The sequence below is a fragment of the Enterobacter ludwigii genome, assembly GCA_023023105.1.
Classification (GTDB): domain Bacteria; phylum Pseudomonadota; class Gammaproteobacteria; order Enterobacterales; family Enterobacteriaceae; genus Enterobacter; species Enterobacter adelaidei.
This window is the reverse complement of record CP083824.1, coordinates 4,108,251-4,126,974: the sequence shown is the minus strand read 5'-3', so window position 1 is coordinate 4,126,974 and position 18,724 is coordinate 4,108,251. Positions and strand designations below refer to the sequence as shown.

20 protein-coding genes are annotated in these 18,724 nt (G+C 54.9%); 6 read left to right on the top strand and 14 right to left on the bottom strand.

Going from position 1 to position 18,724, the window contains the following annotated elements:
• Position 1: 1 nt before the first annotated feature.
• Positions 2 to 436, top strand: coding sequence for a YhbP family protein (locus LCD46_19950; protein UOY73009.1), 435 nt, complete (start codon positions 2 to 4; stop codon positions 434 to 436).
• On the opposite strand, the gene LCD46_19945 is transcribed toward LCD46_19950, so the two are convergent.
• Positions 416 to 934, bottom strand: coding sequence for a type 1 glutamine amidotransferase (locus tag LCD46_19945; protein UOY70281.1), 519 nt, complete (start codon positions 932 to 934; stop codon positions 416 to 418). The genes LCD46_19950 and LCD46_19945 overlap by 21 nt on opposite strands.
• A 128-nt stretch (positions 935 to 1,062) precedes the next feature.
• Here LCD46_19945 and LCD46_19940 point away from each other — a divergent pair, with 128 nt between their 5' ends.
• Together LCD46_19940 and LCD46_19935 are read left to right on the top strand one after the other, a co-directional pair.
• Positions 1,063 to 1,707, top strand: a complete 645-nt coding sequence (locus LCD46_19940; protein UOY70280.1) for an NAD(P)H-binding protein — start codon at positions 1,063 to 1,065, stop codon at positions 1,705 to 1,707.
• Positions 1,708 to 1,747: 40 nt separating this feature from the next.
• Positions 1,748 to 2,785, top strand: coding sequence for a permease (locus LCD46_19935; GenBank protein ID UOY70279.1), 1,038 nt, complete (start codon positions 1,748 to 1,750; stop codon positions 2,783 to 2,785).
• 36 nt (positions 2,786 to 2,821) lie between these two features.
• Here LCD46_19935 and yraP read toward each other — a convergent pair whose 3' ends face one another.
• From yraP to LCD46_19915, 4 genes are read right to left on the bottom strand one after another with little or no spacing between them, the layout of a single operon-like run.
• Positions 2,822 to 3,397 (bottom strand): divisome-associated lipoprotein YraP, encoded by a 576-nt coding sequence (gene yraP, locus LCD46_19930; GenBank protein ID UOY70278.1) that lies wholly within the window; start codon positions 3,395 to 3,397, stop codon positions 2,822 to 2,824.
• A 9-nt stretch (positions 3,398 to 3,406) separates the two neighbouring features.
• Positions 3,407 to 3,997 carry a DnaA initiator-associating protein DiaA gene (gene diaA, locus LCD46_19925; protein ID UOY70277.1) on the bottom strand — a complete coding sequence of 197 codons (591 nt, stop codon included), beginning with the start codon at positions 3,995 to 3,997 and terminating at the stop codon, positions 3,407 to 3,409.
• Between the two features lie 21 nt (positions 3,998 to 4,018).
• Entirely contained in the window at positions 4,019 to 4,414 is a 396-nt protein-coding gene (locus LCD46_19920; protein UOY70276.1) for a YraN family protein, read from the bottom strand.
• The gene (locus LCD46_19915) at positions 4,372 to 6,528 is read right to left on the bottom strand and encodes a penicillin-binding protein activator (protein UOY70275.1); all 2,157 of its coding nucleotides are present in this window, start codon (positions 6,526 to 6,528) and stop codon (positions 4,372 to 4,374) included. The genes LCD46_19920 and LCD46_19915 overlap by 43 nt, the downstream gene beginning before the upstream one ends.
• Before the next feature lie 62 nt (positions 6,529 to 6,590).
• Between LCD46_19915 and rsmI the strand changes: the two genes are divergently transcribed.
• Together rsmI and LCD46_19905 are read left to right on the top strand one after the other, a co-directional pair.
• Positions 6,591 to 7,454, top strand: a complete 864-nt coding sequence (rsmI, locus tag LCD46_19910; protein UOY70274.1) for a 16S rRNA (cytidine(1402)-2'-O)-methyltransferase — start codon at positions 6,591 to 6,593, stop codon at positions 7,452 to 7,454.
• Between the two features lie 4 nt (positions 7,455 to 7,458).
• Positions 7,459 to 8,427: a Fic family protein gene (locus tag LCD46_19905; GenBank protein ID UOY70273.1), complete on the top strand. Its 969-nt coding sequence runs from the start codon at positions 7,459 to 7,461 to the stop codon at positions 8,425 to 8,427.
• 19 nt (positions 8,428 to 8,446) lie between these two features.
• On the opposite strand, the gene LCD46_19900 is transcribed toward LCD46_19905, so the two are convergent.
• From LCD46_19900 to kbaZ, 9 genes are all read right to left on the bottom strand, one after another.
• Positions 8,447 to 10,336, bottom strand: a complete 1,890-nt coding sequence (locus LCD46_19900) for an enterotoxin (GenBank protein UOY70272.1) — start codon at positions 10,334 to 10,336, stop codon at positions 8,447 to 8,449.
• A gap of 20 nt (positions 10,337 to 10,356) precedes the next feature.
• Entirely contained in the window at positions 10,357 to 11,229 is an 873-nt protein-coding gene (gene kbaY, locus LCD46_19895) for a tagatose-bisphosphate aldolase subunit KbaY (GenBank protein ID UOY70271.1), read from the bottom strand.
• 12 nt (positions 11,230 to 11,241) lie between these two features.
• Positions 11,242 to 12,387, bottom strand: coding sequence for an SIS domain-containing protein (locus LCD46_19890; protein ID UOY70270.1), 1,146 nt, complete (start codon positions 12,385 to 12,387; stop codon positions 11,242 to 11,244).
• Positions 12,388 to 12,633: 246 nt separating this feature from the next.
• On the bottom strand, positions 12,634 to 13,767 hold the full coding sequence (gene nagA, locus LCD46_19885; protein ID UOY70269.1) for an N-acetylglucosamine-6-phosphate deacetylase: 1,134 nt from the start codon (positions 13,765 to 13,767) through the stop codon (positions 12,634 to 12,636).
• Complete coding sequence (locus LCD46_19880; protein UOY70268.1) at positions 13,764 to 14,198, bottom strand: PTS sugar transporter subunit IIA; 435 nt, start codon at positions 14,196 to 14,198, stop codon at positions 13,764 to 13,766. Before LCD46_19880 ends, nagA begins: the two co-directional genes overlap by 4 nt.
• Before the next feature lie 16 nt (positions 14,199 to 14,214).
• Complete coding sequence (locus LCD46_19875) at positions 14,215 to 15,093, bottom strand: PTS system mannose/fructose/sorbose family transporter subunit IID (GenBank protein ID UOY70267.1); 879 nt, start codon at positions 15,091 to 15,093, stop codon at positions 14,215 to 14,217.
• The gene (locus LCD46_19870; protein UOY70266.1) at positions 15,083 to 15,862 is read right to left on the bottom strand and encodes a PTS mannose/fructose/sorbose/N-acetylgalactosamine transporter subunit IIC; all 780 of its coding nucleotides are present in this window, start codon (positions 15,860 to 15,862) and stop codon (positions 15,083 to 15,085) included. The genes LCD46_19875 and LCD46_19870 overlap by 11 nt, the downstream gene beginning before the upstream one ends.
• A gap of 10 nt (positions 15,863 to 15,872) precedes the next feature.
• On the bottom strand, positions 15,873 to 16,346 hold the full coding sequence (gene agaV, locus LCD46_19865) for a PTS N-acetylgalactosamine transporter subunit IIB (GenBank protein ID UOY70265.1): 474 nt from the start codon (positions 16,344 to 16,346) through the stop codon (positions 15,873 to 15,875).
• A gap of 19 nt (positions 16,347 to 16,365) precedes the next feature.
• Entirely contained in the window at positions 16,366 to 17,673 is a 1,308-nt protein-coding gene (kbaZ, locus tag LCD46_19860) for a tagatose-bisphosphate aldolase subunit KbaZ (protein ID UOY70264.1), read from the bottom strand.
• A gap of 239 nt (positions 17,674 to 17,912) precedes the next feature.
• Here kbaZ and LCD46_19855 point away from each other — a divergent pair, with 239 nt between their 5' ends.
• The gene (locus tag LCD46_19855) at positions 17,913 to 18,722 is read left to right on the top strand and encodes a DeoR family transcriptional regulator (protein ID UOY70263.1); all 810 of its coding nucleotides are present in this window, start codon (positions 17,913 to 17,915) and stop codon (positions 18,720 to 18,722) included.
• Positions 18,723 to 18,724 lie beyond the last annotated feature (2 nt).

Below are 18,724 nucleotides of genomic sequence, written 5' to 3'. Positions count from 1 at the left end.
AATGGAAACACTGGCCACCATTAACCGCTGGCTGGCGAAACAGCATGTCGTCACCTGGTGCGTGTACAGCGAGGGTGAGATGTGGTGCGCAAACGCGTTTTACTACTACGATCCGGAGCGTGTGGCCTTTTATATCATGAGTGAAGATAAGACACGTCATGCGCAGATGACTGGCCAGCAGGCGGAGGTCGCGGGCACGGTGAATGGCCAGCCTAAAACGGTCGCATTGATCCGTGGGGTGCAGTTTAAAGGGGAAATCCGTCGTCTGGACGGAGAAGAGAGCGACGCGCGTCGTAAGCTTTACACGCGCCGCTTTCCGGTTGCCGCTGCGCTAAAAGCCCCGGTATGGGAAATCCGCCTTGATGAGCTGAAATTTACCGACAACACGCTGGGCTTTGGCAAGAAGCTGCACTGGCTACGCGCCGAGCAGGCGTAGCGCTTCGCGGTTAAATGCCGGAAGATCGTCCGGGGTTCGGCTGGTGATCAGCTGGTCTTTGTCGTTGACCACTTCCTGATCGTAAAACTCGGCTCCCGCATTTTTCAGATCGATAACGATCGGTTTCACAGCCGTGAGCTTACGTCCGCGTACAACCTCAGCGCTGATGAGCAGTTGCGGGCCGTGGCAGATGGCAAAGACCGGTTTGCCGGTAGAGACAAAGTCCCGTGTAAAGGTCACGAAGCGTTCGTCGCCGCGCAGGGAATCCGGTGAATGGCCGCCGGGTAACAGCAAGGCGTCAAAATCTGACGGGCTAACGTTATCGATAGTCTCGTCGATGGTCACGCTGGCCTCACCCTTATGGCCTTTCACCGTTTTGCCCGCTTCTTTCTCAATGGTGATGACCTCATGTCCCGCCTTGCGGAACGCCTCGGCTGGAGAGGTGAATTCTGAATCTTCAAACTCGTCGGTAATCAAGACTGCGATTTTTTTGCCCATGCTTCCTCCGTTGTTTTGGCTTCAGACTGATTTTTCTCCGCTTGTGGTAAATACTTACCTGTAACAGACTTCTAAGTGTGGTCGACGACGCTGAGTTCGCAAACGGACAATTCTGTAAAGGGGATACGATGAGTCAGGTATTGATTACCGGGTCTACCGGGCTAGTGGGCGATCATCTGCTGCGGCTGCTGATTCAGGATCGCCGCGTGAACTACATCGCCGCTCCGACGCGTCGACCGCTGGCGGACATCTCCGGCGTCTTTAATCCGCATGATCCTCAGCTGACGGATGCGCTGGCGCAGGTGCACGACCCGATTGATATCGCGTTTTGCTGTCTGGGCACCACGCTGCGGGAAGCGGGGAGCAAAGAGGCATTTATCCACGCCGACTATACGCTGGTGGTGGACACCGCGCTTACGGCGAAAAAGCTGGGGGCCAGACATTTTCTGGTGGTCAGCGCGCTGGGCGCCAGTGCCGGATCGCCTTTTTTCTACAACAACGTGAAGGGCAAAATGGAGGACGCGCTGATTGCGCAGAGATGGGATTACCTGACGATTGTTCGCCCCTCCATGTTGCTGGGACACCGCGACGAACGGCGTTTTAATGAGTCTATTTTCGCACCGCTATTTCGCATTCTTCCGGGGAACTGGAAATCCATTGAGGCGCAGGATGTCGCGCGTGCGATGCTGAAAGAGGCACTTTCGCCTTCGAAGGAAGGGGTGAACATTATCCCTTCGGCAAAACTGCGTGAAATCGCGCAGGGCGAGGCGTAAACTCCCCCGGCTAATTACCTACTACTCTCCGGGGAATGCTATGACTGGTCAGTCTTCATCTCAGGCGGCAACACCTGTTCAATGGTGGAAGCCCGCGCTCTTCTTTCTTGTGGTCATTATCGGCCTCTGGTATGTGAAATGGCAGCCCTACTACGGCAAAGCCTTCACCGCCGCCGAAACGCACAGTATCGGTAAATCTATTCTCGCTCAGGCTGATGCCAGCCCGCTGCAGGCGGCGTGGGATTACGCCATGGTCTACTTCCTTGCCGTCTGGAAAGCCGCCGTTTTAGGCGTCATTCTGGGGTCACTGATTCAGGTACTTATTCCGCGGAACTGGCTGGTGAAAACCCTTGGGCAGTCGCGTTTTCAGGGCACGCTGCTGGGGACTATTTTCTCTCTGCCGGGCATGATGTGCTCCTGCTGTGCGGCTCCTGTTACCGCGGGGATGCGTCGCCAGCGTGTCTCGATGGGCGGCGCGCTGGCTTTCTGGATGGGTAACCCGCTGTTAAACCCAGCGACGCTGGTGTTTATGGGTTTTGTTCTGGGATGGTATTTTGCGTTCATCCGTCTGGTGGCTGGATTGCTGACGGTGCTGGTGGTCGCGACGCTGGTACAAAAATGGGTGAAAGATAATGCCGTTGAACCGGCGTCAGTTGAGCTGAACGTCAGCGAGCCTCAGGGGAGTTTCTTCATGCGCTGGGGTCAGGCGTTATGGCAGCTTTTCTGGAGCACCATCCCGGTCTATATCCTTGCGGTACTGGTTCTGGGGGCTGCGCGCGTCTGGCTTTTCCCACATGCGGATGGCGCTATCGACAACACGCTGATGTGGGTCATTGCGATGGCCGTTGCAGGCTGCCTGTTTGTGATCCCAACGGCGGCTGAGATCCCGATTGTGCAGACCATGATGCTGGCTGGCATGGGTACTGCACCGGCGCTGGCGCTGCTCATCACACTGCCTGCGATTAGCCTGCCGTCGCTTATCATGCTGCGTAAATCATTCCCGGCCAAAGCGCTGTGGCTGACTGCGGGGCTGGTGGCGTTGAGTGGGGTGGTAGTGGGGTGTTTTGCGTTGGTTTAAGGCAAAAAAATACCCGGCATTGCCGGGTATTGTTTGTTACTTGATATAAGTAAATGCGGTGGTGACGTGTTTCACGCCGCTCACCCGGCTGGCGATATCAGCCGCGGCTTTTCCTTCACGGTCGGTTACCAGACCCAGCAGGAACACTTCACCGTTTTCCGTCGTCACTTTCACGTTGGAAGATTTCACCTGGTCAGAACCCAGCAGTTGGGAACGCACTTTGGTGGTGATCCAGGTGTCAGACGATGCGGTGCCCAGGCTGACAGGCTGTCCCTGGCGCACTTCGTTGAAGACTTCTGTCGTACCTTCTACACCCATCGCAATCTGTTTGGCGCGGGAGGCGAGTTCCATGTTAGGGGCCTGGCCTGCAAGCAGCACTTTGCCCTGATAAGCCGTCACATTGATGCGCGCTTCTTTCTTAATCTGTTCGTCTTTCGACAGCGCACTGTTGACGCGCAGCTCAAGCGTACCGTCATCCACCTGCGTCCCGACAGAACGCGGATCGGTTGCCGCTTTGGTGCCTACAGCAGCAGTACCCACGACAGCCGCAGCGATACATCCCTGAAGCAGTAATGCAGACATAAGGACTGCGAGGGTCGATAAAGCCTTCATAAGAACTCCTTAATCATCCTGGTGAGGGAAAAGCGTGTTATCGATCAGGTCGCATAAGCAATTTACCGTCAGCATATGCATTTCCTGAATACGCGCGCTACGGTGAGAAGGAATGCGGATTTCCACATCCTGCGGCCCCAGCAGACCCGCCAGCTCACCACCGTCATAGCCGGTTAAAGCTACGATAGTCATGTCCCGGGTTACGGCGGCTTCAACGGCTTTAACAATGTCCCGGCTGTTGCCGCGTGTGGATATTGCCAGCAGTACATCTCCGGCATGGCCGAGGGCTCGCACCTGCTTAGCGTAAATTTCGTCATGCAGACGATCGTTAGCAATCGCTGTTAAGACCACATTATCGGTATTAAGTGCAATGGCAGGTAAACTCGGGCGTTCTGTTTCAAAACGATTGATCATGCTGGCAGCAAAATGCTGTGCGTTGGCGGCTGACGTTCCGTTGCCACAACAGAGGATTTTGTTGCCATTAAGCAGGGATTGCACCAGCGTCATCGCGGCACGGGAGATCGCATCCGGTAGCGCTTCCGCCGCGGCAATCTGAGTCTGGATGCTTTCTGTGAAGCACACTTTAATTCTTTCGAGCACGTTATCCCTTTTAAATCTTAATTATGCGTCTTCGCCAAAAGCGTTTTTAAGCCATTCGATCTCATTTCCGGTGAAGGCTATCACATCGAACCGGCAATCCACAGTATCAAAGCTCCCATTATGGCGGGCAAGCCACAAGTGGGCAGTCTGTAATAATTTATGTTGTTTGGCGAGCGTCACGCTGGCGGCAGCGCCGCCAAAACGGGAGGACTGTCGAAAACGGACTTCTACAAACACAATGACCTGAGCCTCTTTCATGATCAGGTCAATCTCGCCGCCGCGCCCACGGACGTTAGCGGCGATAAAGCGCAGTCCTTTGCCTTCAAGCCAGCGACGCGCCTTTAACTCCCACGCATCGCCGGTCTCTTTACGGCTTAACTGGCCGGGACGATTTGCCCCTGCTGGTATTTGAGCCATGATAACTTCCTGTTGATCACGCAATCCTGAGTAGCGGTCAGATCGCCGGTGTTGCCGTTAAGCTCAAAGCCTGGCACCTGACGCATCTGGGTAAAGTGGTTCGCCAGCGCCCACGCATCGACACCCATCGCATACAAACGCGCCAGAGAGTAGTCGTTACGTACTGCCCCCAGCGCCTGCTGCATCAGTGCCGGATTGCTGCCTGCCAGCATAGGGATTTCGCTGTACTGCAGACCGTCCATTTCCAGACGGAAATCCGGGCCTGCAGTGCCCTGCGCGCTGCGTGAACTCGCGTACAGCGTTGCACTGCTCTGGCTGCCGTTACGCATTGCAATCATCGGTTTGATAAAGGCGATCTCTTGCGGCGTGGCGACAATATAGGCGGCATCCACTTTACCGCCACCGCTGATTTGTGCGTCGGTAGGTGGGGCCGGGATTGTCAGACCGCCAATTGTCACGCCCTGCTGCTGCGGCAGGCTTGCGGTTACCGGGCTACCGTTCAGCGCGATGCCTGCTCCGCCATTTACGCCAGCGCGCAGTTCAGAGACTGAACCGAATTTCTGCTGCAGTACTATACCGCCACCGAGCTTCTGCCATTCATTGGCAAAGGCATTCGCGACGCGATCGCCCAGCGTACTGCGTGGGATGAGCAACAGAGGAGCCTGTTTACCCTGCTCGTGGATATGTCGTGCGGCATCGCGGGCTTCATCTTCAGGGGAAAGTGCGAAGTAGCAGATATTGGCGCGGTTCTGAACCTGCTCAGGCTGATTGAGCGCCAGCACGTTCAGCGTGGTATTGCTCTTCATCAGTTCTTCCACGTTGTTTTTCAACAACGGGCCGACAACGATGCTTGCACCGTCCTGTTGAACCTGCGCCAGAACCTGGTCAAGCGGCTGTGAGCTGGTGTCGTAGATTTTTAGCTCAGCACCCGGGTTGGCGCTGGAGGCTGCCACGGTTTGCGGCTGCGCAGCAGGTTGGGCTGCGGGTTGCGCAGGTTGCTGTTCAGACGGTTGTGCTGTGGCAGCAGGTGCCGGCGCCGCTTGTGTCTCAGCCGGAGCCTGTGTTGCAGGCGCAGGCGCAGTTGCGGCTGCCGGAGGTGTCGTTGGTGCGGTAACCGGGTTTTGCATCGTGCCCTGCGCCGGGGTTTGGGCGGTGGTCAGGTCACTGGTCTCGGCTGCGGACGGGCTGACAACATCGTTCACATTTGCTGCCTGTGCTGCTTGTGCTGGAACGGCACTGCCTGTCACCGGCGTGGTACCGTTTTTCGCCGCTTCAAAACCCTGCTGAATAGTGCGACCAAATACCGCCGCCTGACCGTTTAGCGGCAGAAGCAGGGCGATTTTGCTGGTCGATGCGGGCTTAAAGTTCTGCACGTTTACCAGCTGTGTTGGCAGCATTTTCGCGCCCGGATTCTGCGGGTAGCGGGTTTGCCAGTCAGTAATACCGGCTTTCAGCATCTTCGGATCGTTGCGGTTGTTAAACCACATCTGCTGCAGATCCAGCCAGCCCTGCAGTACGTTCTCATCGGCATTGATGACCAGTGCCTGCGCCTGTTCCTGGGTCATGGAGGCAAGCGCCTGCCAGGTGGCATCAATATTTTTCTGCTTGTCGGCACCGCCGAGCAGCGGTTCCTGGGCAATCAGTGCACGGAGCAGTGTCAGGGAAGGACGACCCTGCTCAGCAGCAATACCTGCCTGCCAGAAGCGAGCCTGCTGATTTTTATCCAGCGCGCTGACGTCGATATCACCCAGGAGCTTTTTCGCGCCATCATAATCTTTCAGTGCGACTTTCAGTTCAGCGGAAAGCAAACTCTGCTCACGGCGTTGGGTGTCGTTAAGATCTTTCGGTAACTGATTGAACAGTTCGGCGGCCTGCTGGGTTTTCCCCTCTTTCAACAGTGCACGAATGGCGAGTAATTGCCAGTTGGTCTTGGTATCATTTGAACTCTGCGACATTTGTTGCAGATAAAAACCAGAATCAGCCTGAGCGGAACCCTGCAGATGTGCAGTGCTCTGGTCAGGTGCCTGGGTGCCACAGCCTGCAAAGATCAGCGCTGCCAGCAGAAGCGGCACGCTGCGAGTGGCTTTTTTTCGAAGAAACGTTAACGGTACCATACTGTATCCAGTGATTTTTTTTACGCAATGCTCAATATTAAATCGGCAATACGGACTAAACAATGAAACAACACGAAACGGCGGATAATTCTCAAGGCCAGCTCTATATTGTACCTACTCCTATCGGGAATTTATCTGATATTACCCAACGTGCGCTTACCGTGTTGCAAGCTGTTGATTTGATTGCTGCTGAAGATACCCGGCACACCGGTTTACTGCTTCAACATTTCGCGATCACCGCCCGTTTGTTTGCCCTGCACGATCACAATGAGCAACAAAAAGCCGAAACGCTGGTGGCGAAGCTGAAAGAGGGGCAGAACATTGCGTTAGTTTCCGATGCAGGAACCCCGCTGATTAACGACCCTGGTTACCATCTGGTACGTACCTGCCGCGAAGCAGGGATTCGGGTTGTACCTTTGCCGGGCCCCTGCGCCGCCATTGCTGCGCTGAGCGCTGCGGGGTTGCCGTCTGACCGTTTCTGCTATGAAGGCTTCCTGCCTGCCAAATCCAAAGGCCGCCGCGACGTGTTAAAAGACCTGGAAGCGGAACCGCGCACCCTGATTTTCTACGAATCCACGCACCGCCTGCTTGAGAGCCTGGAAGATATGGTGACCGTGTGGGGAGAAGCCCGCTACGTGGTGCTGGCGCGCGAACTGACCAAAACCTGGGAAACGATCCACGGTGCACCGGTGGGTGAACTGCTGGCGTGGGTGAAGGAAGATGAAAACCGCCGTAAAGGTGAAATGGTGCTGATTGTCGAAGGACATAAAGCGCAGGAAGACGCGCTGCCAGCCGACGCGCTGCGTACGCTGGCGCTGCTGCAGGCGGAACTGCCGCTGAAGAAAGCCGCTGCGCTGGCGGCGGAAATTCACGGCGTGAAGAAAAATGCGCTGTATAAGTATGTGCTGGAGCAGCAGGGGGAGTAAACGTATGAGCCGCTACCTGCCTCCATTCGCTATCACGCCATCAATTCTCAATCAGGTTGTTGAGATTGGTGAGTTGCTGGGGCATTGGGCGGCTCATTCCGGAAGGACATCTCCTTTACTGCGTAAAGAGAACCGTATCCGCACTATCCAGGCATCGCTGGCCATTGAACACAACTCGCTGACTACCGGGCAAGTGACGGCAATCATGGATGGCAAGCGAGTGCTCGCGCCTGAAAAAGATATTCAGGAAGTACGCAATGCTATCCTGGCATATGAGAAATTGTCTGAATGGAAGCCATGGAAGCTCAATGACTTACTCAATGCACACCGGTTATTAATGACTGGTCTGGTCGATCTCCCTGGAAAGCTCAGGAATGGAGACGTAGGGGTATACCGTGGAAACAAGTTAGTCCACATGGCTCCTCCTGCCTCCCAGATGAACAGTCTGATCGACGATCTTCTTTCCTGGCTTAAGCAAACTGATCTCCACCCGCTTATTGCCAGTTCGGTATTTCATTACGAGTTTGAGTTTATTCATCCCTTTTCAGATGGAAATGGCCGCATGGGGCGGCTGTGGCAAACGTTGATCTTAAGCCAGTGGCGTGCGGAACTGGCATGGCTACCCGTCGAGACACTCATCCATTTTCAGCAGGCGCGCTATTACCAGATATTAGGACAATGCGATCGGGCCAGTGATTGCACGGCATTCGTGGAGTTTATGCTGCAAAATATGGCTGAAGCTTTGCGGGAAGGCATAGGTATGTCGTCAGTATTGTCGGAAGAATTGTCGGAAAAGGAAAATACTATCCTTGAGCTTCTTACCGTTCAACCGCAAATGACTGCGGTAATGTTGGCATCTGTTTTGGGCGTAACTTCCCGCACTGCGGAACGTTATCTCCGTTCTTTGCAATCAAAAGGTAAATTAAAACGCGTGGGGGCAAGGAAAGGGGGAAGATGGCAGGTCATAGCTTAACCTGCCAACTGAACACTTTTTATTTTTCTGGTAATGCTTCAAATACCAGCGTTTCCAGCGGTTGCAGCGTAATCACCACCGCGTTTTTGTACGCCTCCGGTACGGTTGAATTACGTCCATACACTGCCTTCAGACTAAACTGCGACGCGTTTCCTGTCGGGACTTCGAAATCTCTCGTCAAATCCAGGTAGTAGCTTTGCGGCTTATCCGACGGGTTACGTAAGCCGAGAATCGCTTTATTCTTACTCCAGGATGCCCAACCGTAAACCTGCAGCGCAGTTGGGTCACCGCCAATCCAGTGCGTATCCGCCAGCACGCTGGCGTTATCCCGCGACCATTTCGCCGCCTGCGCCAGGGTATCCCACTTCGCCTTATTCAGCATTGAAGGGGTGATGTAGAGCTCCTGCAACTGCGTGCCGGTGGCAAAGTAACTCCAGACCTGGTCGGCAAAATCGCTGTCCGTTTGCACTTTCTCCAGCCCGTAATAGGCGTTTTCTGCACTGACGATCCCGTGATACATCAGCGAGTTTAGTGGGAACAGAGGGCCTTTGCGCACAATGGAACGGTACGTTTCAGCGTCGCGGTAAGTCATCCACTGCTGTACCGGCGTACCAGGGCCATAAAGGTTTATGTCATCACCCTGACGCCAGATGGAGTCAGCGTAGAACAGCCAGGATGGACTGGCATTGGTTCCGGTCGTCAGGTTGATAAACAGGTTCGGATTGGCGTTGCGCATGTTATGCAGCAGTGCAATAGAGGCGTCAAAATCCGAGGCGAACGGGCTGCCTTTGATATGCGAATTGGCGTTGCCCATTCCGTCCAGCTTAAACGAGGTAATATGCTCGTTTTTTATCAGCTTACTAATCTGCTCATTAAAGTTTTTAAAGTAGTTCGGGCCTGACAGCGCCAGCTTCCCGTCTACCGTTTCGAAACCATACTCTTTTGCATGTGAGACGCGAGTATCGCGCGGTTTGTTATATCCGCCCCACGGCGAGAGCCACAGGCCAACGGAGCTGCGCAGGCTGTCAGCTTTCTCTCGTACCTTGCCAAAACCGTTGCTAAATGCCGGGCCAAACAGCCAGCGCCCTGTAAGATCATCCCAGCCATCGTCAAGCAGGAAAGCATCCAGCGCTACGCCCCGCCCGGTGATAAATTCTTTGTTCCATTCGTCCATACGCCCCAGCACATCCTGCTCGGAGTAAGGGGTAAAGAAGCCGATGTCCATCCAGCTGTTGTAGTGTAGATAAGGCTTATACGGATGCGGGCGGACGGCATCAATAAACTGGTTTACGCTACGTCGCAGCTGGCTGGTTTCCGGGAAGGTACCGAAGTAGGTGGTATAGCTGACTGGCGTTGCCGGCTGAATGGGCGTTTTCAGCTCCACATTGAGGTTGGTCGTCGCTTCATAGGCGTAAGTATTAACGATGGGTTTATCCGGCAGGATAAAGAACGAGTCTGCGATAATCGGCGAGCTGTTAATTGCCCCGTCTACATAAGGTGCCTGAGACTGCTTTTTGGTTGGGAAGAAGGTGATTTTCGCCACTTCACGAGGCTGCCCGACGGCTGCGATGGTGTAGTCGATGCTGGCGTATTTCCCCTTCACCAGGTTCAGCTTCACCGTGACGTTAAAGTCCGGATGGGTGAAGTCGATGACAATTCCGTTGTCCTGCTTTTCGACATGCTTGATCTTAAAATCCGCCGTGTGGATTTTTTTCTCATCTGGCAGCGTCAGAAAGAACAGCTCCTGCGGTGTCAGAGGATGGTTGGCCCTGGTATCTTTAACCACGACCGTCGAGTTTGCGTCATCAAATGACAGGGCAATATTGTCGTTATTAAGGCTGTAGTTTGCTGCCATCGCGCCATGAGAAACACACAGGGCAAGCATTGAGAGGGAGAGGATTTTTTTCATCAGGGTAAGATCCTTTTCAATCAGGCTTCTGCCGGCAGCAGCAAGCGATTTGCCGAGCCACAAACGGTAATTTTGCTTCTGACCACCTCTTTCATGGCATCCATGCCGACCCGCATATAGAAGCGTGGATCGTTACCTTGCGGGTTGTCGGCAAACCAGGCTTTGACGGCGTCAGAAAAGGCGATTTTCAGCTCGGTTGCCACGTTGACTTTGCACACGCCCAGCTCAATGGTGCGGCGAACATACTCATCCGGTACATCGCTCGCGCCATGCAGCACCAGCGGTACGGTGACCACTTCGCGAATTTCGGCCAGTCGCTGGAAGTCGATTTTGGGTCGTTTGGTATAGAGGCCGTGCGCGGTGCCGATGGCCACTGCAAGGCTATCGACGCCGGTCAGCTCAACAAAGCGCTTCGCTTCTTGTGGGTCGGTGAGAAATGCGCTTTCGGCGTCGACGCTCATGTCATCTTCCACGCCACCCAAACGCCCCAATTCTGCCTCGACGCTACAGTCGTTGAGATGGCAAAAATCGACCACGGATTTCACCAGCTTCACGTTCTGCTCAAATGGATAATGGCTTCCGTCGATCATTGCGCTGCGTACACCGGCATTCACTTTGCGGCGAATATCGTCCAGTGATTCGTGGTGATCGAGATGCAGCGCCAGCGGCATGTCATAAGTGACGGAATAAGCGCTGCACAAGGCGTAGATCTCTTCGAGCGCAATGTGTTTAAACGTCCCGGGCGTGCCCGCAAGGATCACCGGCGATCGCATTTCGCTACACACTTCGAGGATCGCCTGGATCGTCTCTGCGTTATGGATATTGAACGCCGGCACGGCGTAGCCTTTTGCCTGGGCGTCCTGCAGAAGATATTTAGTCGAGATAATGCTCATGATGAGATCCTCTTAAGCCTGCCACGGATGAATAACAACGCCCTGAACCACACGGTTGACCGTGCCGCTGGCGGATGGTGTATCGGGGGTGTTGCCTACGCTGAGCGACTGGGAAAGTGCAAAGACCTGGGCATACATCAGGAAGCAGAACGCCTGTTCCATATCGATAAACGAACGAGAAGGCGGTAGCAGGATGTGCGGACCCGCTTCAATAACCGGATCCGTTTCAGCGGCGATAGCCACCACGCGCAGGGCCTGGCGATCGCGACGCAGTTCGGCCAGCAGATCGAGATCGTACTGACGCGTATACGGATGGCTGGAGACAAACACCACCACCAGCGTTTCATGATCCACCAGCGACTTCGGCCCATGACGGAAACCGGTAGGAGAGTCGTAGAATGCTGCCAGTTTGCCCGCCGTCAGTTCCAGCACCTTCAGCGCTGACTCACGCGCGGCACCCTGCAGGCCACCGCTTCCCAGGTAGACGATCCTCTTCCATGGCGCATTGCCAAAGACATCCTGGCTGAAATCGCCGAGCGACGTCAGGATCGCCTGGCAGCGATCGGCTACGTCGCGGAAGGTCTGGCTGTTGATCGTCTCCGGGGCGAAAACCGCCAGACAGCTTGCCATCATGGTGGTGATACTGCTGGTCATCGCGAAGCCGCGATCGTGCGTTTCGGCTGGCATTAGCAGGGCAAAGGCGTTATCGCTGTTGACGGCGTTCTGGTACAGACTGCCTGCTTCATTGCAGGTGATCGACAGGTGGTAGCATTCCGGCACAAACTGATTGGCCAGTTCTACAGCCGCCACGCTTTCCGGGCTGTTGCCGGAGCGGGCAAACGAAATCAGCAGCAAGGGATGCGCAGGGCTGAAGTAATCCATTGGGTTCGTCACCAGGTCAGTTGTGGGTACGGCGGTGAAGTTTTTCCCGGTGTGGCTGGCAAGCCATGGCGCAATAATGTCGCCGATAAAGGCAGATGTGCCCGCCCCTGTCAGGACGATCCGCAGATCAGATTTGCGCAGCAGCGGAGTCAGAAAACCGTCGATAGACGAACGCAGGCTATCAATGTTGCTGAGCGATCGGATCCAGCTCGCTGGTTGCTGACGGATCTCTTCTTCGGTCCAGGTGCCAGTTGTGGCGGTAGTGATTTGTGGCATAACTCAGTCCTTAGTCGTGTGAATTCCACATCAGACGCTGGCAAATATGTCGCTATCTTTCGTTTCGTTTCACTTGTTCACTTGAGCAGTTAAATAAAATTTATAGAAAAGAAATCGAAAGTTCAATGAAAGAAAAGAAATAAAACGAAAAGTGTGATCGCAAAAGAAAAGGCAATGAAGAAGGAAAGGAAAAGAAAGGCCTTACGATCGCGTGTCGTAAGGCCAACAGGAGACACAATGAAAGGGCTAAAGGGGAAGAGCCTGGCCCTGAATCCAGATCCGCTGGAGGTGTAAACCACCGTCCAGCGCGATGAGCGTGGCGTGTTTGCCTGATGCTAACGACCCGAGCTGGTTATCAATACCCAGCAGCCTTGCAGGGTGCAGCGAGGCCATATGGATCGCGTCTTCAGCGGTGATGCCTGCGTGCTCCACCATATTGCGGACGGCGGCATCCAGCGAGAGCGTACTCCCCGCTAGGCCACCGGTGGCGGTACGCACGACACCATTTTGCATGCAGACCTCTTCACCGCACAGGGTGTAGTCCCCGTCAGGCATACCAGCAGCCTGCATTGCATCGGTGATCAGCACCACGCGGTCTTTCGCGCAGCAGAAGCACAGACGCATGGCTCCAGGGTGGACATGGTGACCATCGGCAATCAGCTCCAGCCATGCACGTTTGTCTGTCAGCCCAGCGCCAACCATGCCGGGTTCCCTGTGATGTAACCCCGTCATACCGTTGTAGCAGTGGACCAACCCATCTGCGCCCGCGTTAAACGCCGACAGGGTTTGATCGTAAGTGGCGGCGCTATGGCCCAGCATCACGCGTAAACCGTGCTGTTTAAGGTGGCGAATCGCCTGTAATGCGCCAGGTTTTTCCGGCGCAAGCGCCACCACGCGCAGCGTGTTTTGCGAAACCTCAATCAGTGCGTTCAGCTCAGTGATATCCAGCTCCCGAAAAAGCTCCGGCGGGTGCGCCCCTTTGTTTTGCGGCGTAAAGTACGGACCTTCAAGATAGCTACCCAGAACCTGCGCGCCGGGACCGCCGGAGCGAGTGCGCCGGGCGATACGCATAAGTGCGCCGTGTATGGCCTCCAGCGGCGCGGTGACGGTGGTGGGCAGAAATGCGCCCACGCCTTCACGCGCTTTATATATCGCCAGAGTATCCAGTATGTCGGGTGCGTCATCCATGACATCCACACCCGCACCGCCGTGAACGTGCGTATCAATATAGGCCGGGCAAAGTAGCTCAGCATCGCGCGGCGCAATGCCCACGGGAATTGGCTCAATCGCCGTGATGATCCCACTTTCAATACGTAGCTGGTGGTCTTCAAGCCAGCCCCGTTCGGTGAGCACGCGGCGAGCGCGTAACAGCTGGCTCATATGCCTTCCTCAGCGGGCGCTTCCTCTCGGCAGCGCCCCAGCTCGTCTACCAGGCTTGTCAGCCCACGATGTCCGCACTCCAGCGCCTGCAATCGAAATGCTTCGCTGCTTAAACCGTCGCGCTCCAGCACCATCTCCAGCAGCAGCTGCAGGTTCGTGCCCGTTATCACTTCACTGCCGGGCCTTTGCATAGCGAGCGTTGACGCTACGCGGAACGGCGTACCGCCCAGCAGGTCGGTGAGAAATACAATATCTTGCTCTGCATTGAGCTCGCTCACCGCCTGCTCAAGCTGGGTGGTCAGCCGCGCCGTGGTGGAGGTCTCCGGAAAATCAATGGCGATAAACTGCGGTTGCTCGCCGAGGATCTGCTTCATCGCCTGCTCAAGCCCACTGGCAAAACCGCCGTGACCCGTCAAAATAATGCCTAACATCGTAACCTCTTTGCTTTTACAGGAAGTGACAGAATTTACCGACAACACCGAGCACCACGGTGATACCAATCAGACGCAGTGGGCTCCAGCCACGGCGTACCAGCCAGAACATCGTCAGGGTATAGACCAGTGGCAGGAAGGCAGGCATCAGCTTGTCGATAACGTCGGCCTGCAGTTTGACGACGGCATCACCGGCCTTGATTTCGAGCGTGGTATTAAGGCGGACATAGGTTGCCACCAGCGCGCCAATCACCGTCATCCCGACAATAGAGGCCGCGTGACCAACCTTTTTGGTATTGGCCTTAATCAGCGGGATCGCTGCGACGCCCATCCGGTAGGCGTAATGCGCCAGACCAAAACGCAGGCCCAGATGCACCACGTTAAACAGCACGATAAAGACCACGGCGCCCAGAATGGAACCCTGCAACGCCAGGCTTGCGCCAATCCCACCGCATATGGGCAGCAAAGTTAGCCAGAACATGGCGTCACCAATGCCGCCGAGTGGTGCGCCCACGGCAATTTTGGTGCTCTGGATGCTGTTCACATCCTGCTTGGAGCGCTCCATGGCCAGGATGATGCCGATAACGAAGGTCACCAGGAACGGATGGGTGTTGAAGAAGCCCATGTGACCTTTCATGGCACGCGCCAGATCCCGCTTATTGGTGTGGATCTTTTTCAGCGCAGGCAGTAAGCCATACAGCCAGCCGGAGGCCTGCATACGTTCGTAGTTAAACGAGGCCTGCAGCAGCATGGAACGCCAGGCTACGCGGTTAATGTCCTTTCTCGTCAGCTCGGCACCGATACTTTGGTCTTCGTAGACGTTCTCATTCACGCCAGTGAGCAGGGTCTCTTCGCTTTCAGAAACGCCAGGCAAAGTTGTTTGATTAGATGCCATCTTCGAATTCCTCTTTCCGGGACGCAGGTGCTGTCGGTTCAGGTGTTTTACGCATCAGGTCGATAAGTGCCATTGCCAGGGCAGCAGCGGCAATCGCCAGTACCGGAAGCTTGAGCCAGGCTGCGGCCACAAAACCGATAATGAAGTAAGGGATGTAGACGTTTTTCATCATGATCTTCAGCAGCACGGCAAAACCGATAGCTGGCATGATGCCGCCCGCGACGCCAAGACCATCAATCAACCGTGCTGGCAGAACATCAATGGCGGTTTTCGCGTGTTCTGCACCGAAGTAAATTGGCAGGAAAGCACACAGGAAGTAGAAGATACCGAGGGCCAGCAGTGCCAGATAGTTGACCCGTTCAATACCGTGAGTATCCGCATTGGCCGCCATGCGATCGCAGCGCGACATCACGCCAGACATCACCGAGAAGAGGAACGTGATCCCCATCTGTACCGCAACGGCAAACGGGACGGCGACGCCAACGGCAACTTCCGGCTTCACGCCCGTGCTGATAGCAAACGCTGTGCCTACAATCGTGCCGATAATCACGTTTGGTGGCTGTGCGCCTGCCAGCGGTGCCAGTCCCATCCAGACCAGTTCTAACGTCCCGCCGGTCAAAATACCGGTGTGTAGATCGCCCAGAATCAGGCCAACCAACGGCCCGAGTACCACCGGGCGGTGCATATGTGTTAAGCCGTTAAACATATCCAGGCCGGCGATAAAGGCGAGAACGCCCAACGCCAGTGCCTGCAACAGACTGATTTCCATTGTGAATCCCTCAGAGCAGTTTAAAGAGATCCAAAGCAGTTTCTGTTGGAACGCCCTGAACGAAGCATTCCACTCCGGCAGATTTCAGACCGTTGAACGCAGTGATATCGTTTGCGTCGACAGAGACCGTTTTGGCAATTTGTTGTTTGCCATTGGCATAGTGCATGTTGCCTACATTGATACGGGTGACAGGTACGCCGCCCTCCACCAGCGTCAGAAAATCAGCGGGTGATTTACAGACCAGCAGAATTTTCTGGCGGTCGGCAGCGCGGTGAATGTTGTCGATCACTTTTTGCAGCGACCAGAAGCGCACGGCGATCCCTTCCGCGAGCACCATTTCCATCAGGTTCTGTTGAACCGGATCCTCAGCGACCTCATCGTTAGCGACCAGCACCAGGTTTGCCCCCGCAAACCCCACCCACTGCACACCCACCTGACCGTGGATTAACCGTTCGTCGATGCGGCATAAGACAATGTTTGGCATAGCGTTTTCCTCTTTTTAATTATGCGTGTTGAGTCGTTACGCCTTCGCAGGCGGCGTGGTACTGCTGAAGTATGTCCTGAATGTGGTCGAGGATGAGCTCCCGTGGCGTTGACTTGAGAGCGCCCTCGCGAACTTTGCTGTACTGCAACGGCAGGTACTGGCTGATCAGCGGCAGAGGAATGGGCTCGTCAGCCAGATTGCGTACCAGTCGCTCAAAGGCATCGTCAATCTGGCTGTCTGGCCAGTAATAGCGGACGCGGTCAGAGTAGCTATAGCCGCGCGCCAGGCGTCGTGCATTGCCGTCACCGTGGTAATGGCTTTGCCAGTATTCCGGGCGATCGAGCATCACGTTTTCCAGTACGTGACGCAGGCCAGAACTGGCTTTGGCAGGCAGCAGTTCTTCTTCAATGGCGGCCAGTGAAAACAACGCTTCTCGCAGAGCGAAGGTCAAAGCTGGGCCGACTTTCAGGATCGCGAAGTGATCTTTTACCAGCTGGCGAAGTGCTTGCGGCCTCTGGTAATCGGTGGAGTGCGCTTCAAACACCAGCGTGTCGTACGCTTTCACCATTTTGCTCAGCGCGACGGCCTTGTGCGGTTGGTAGTCACACACATGGGCATGGTCAAACTCAACGCCAGGCTGAACGACCAGGCCAACAATGCGCGGCCAGATAGCGTTTAAACCTTCTTTCTCGAAAGCGTGACGGTGTGCTTCCAGCGTGGCGCGTGCCGCTTCCGGTGTTGTGACGGCGAGTTCATTCAGGGTTTCATGCGCCCCACCGGGAACAGGCACTTCAGTGCCGATGACGTAGACCAGGTCAGACACGCCAAACTGTTCACGACAGGTCTCTTCGGCAATTTTCGCCAGACGCGCGGCGCGCCCGGCGACGATCGCGTCGGTCAGGGGAACGGGATCGTCTTCGCATGACATACTGCAGTCGAGGTGGATCTTTTTGAACCCGGCAGCAACATAGCTTTTGATCAGATCGTCGGCATTTGCCATCGCCTGTTCCGCAGGTAGATTTTGCCAGCGGTTGGGCCCCAGATGATCCCCGCCGAGGATCAACAGTGAAGTCGGGAAATTAAGGGATTCCGCAAGCTGACAAACAAACCCGTAAAAATCAGCGGGCGTCATGCCGGTATAGCCACCAAACTGATCCACCTGGTTGGAGGTGGCCTCAATTAATATCGGCGTCTGATGCGAGTGGGCGTAACGAATTGCAGCTTCAAGTACCAGTGGATGTGCGGAACAGACGGCATAAATCCCGTTTGAATTCCCCCGTTTATGTTGTTCCACCATTTCTGTCAGATGTTTCACTTTCCTCTCCATTTCGGATGGTGATGGTAGTCATCTTTCGTTTTGTTTCATTTAATCCTGCATCATGGTGGTATAAAAATAAAACGAAAGATAATGGTTTTCCGATCTGTTTCACAAAAGAAACACAATGAAAGGTTTCAGCGCCGGGTGAGCTTGCCCCTGGTCGTCAGACGGGGCTTGCATTCCCGTAAAAGAAAGGCCTTAATAGGCAAAACGAAATGAAACGAAAGTTTATTGATTAAGGAGCTCGCATGAGCAGCACCGATTCATCCGCAGAAAAGCGCATCACCGGCACCAGTGAAAGGCGAGAGCAAATTATTCAGCGGTTGCGGGCGCAGGGAAGCGTGCAGGTTAACGATCTTTCTCATTTATATGGTGTTTCGACGGTGACGATCCGCAACGACCTGGCCTTCCTTGAGAAGCAGGGCATTGCCGTACGTGCTTACGGCGGTGCACTGATTTGTGAAGGTCATGCACAAGGCGTTGAACCCTCAGTGGAAGATAAAAGTTCGCTGAATACGGCCGTTAAGCGCAGTATCGCGCAGGCGGCCGCTGGGCTGGTGAAGCCAGGACACCGTATCATTCTGGATTCCGGTACCACGACGTTTGAAATCGCCCGTATGCTGCGCCAGCATACGGACGTGATTGCTATGACCAACGGCATGAATGTCGCGAACGCGTTGCTGGAAGCAGAAGGGGTGGAATTGCTGATGACCGGTGGGCATTTACGCCGTCAGTCGCAATCTTTCTATGGCGACCAGGCGGAGCAATCATTACAGAATTACCATTTTGACATGCTGTTCCTGGGCGTCGACGCCATCGATCTCGATCGCGGCGTAAGCACGCATAACGAAGATGAAGCCCGTCTGAATCGCAAAATGTGCGAAGTGGCAGAGCGCATTATCGTCGTGACTGACTCCAGCAAGTTTAACCGCTCAAGCCTGCATAAAATCATTGATACCCAACGCATTGATATGATTATTGTCGACGAAGGTATTCCGGCTGAAAGTCTGGAAGGGTTACGCAAGATTGGGATAGACGTGGTGTTGGTTAAGGAATAATT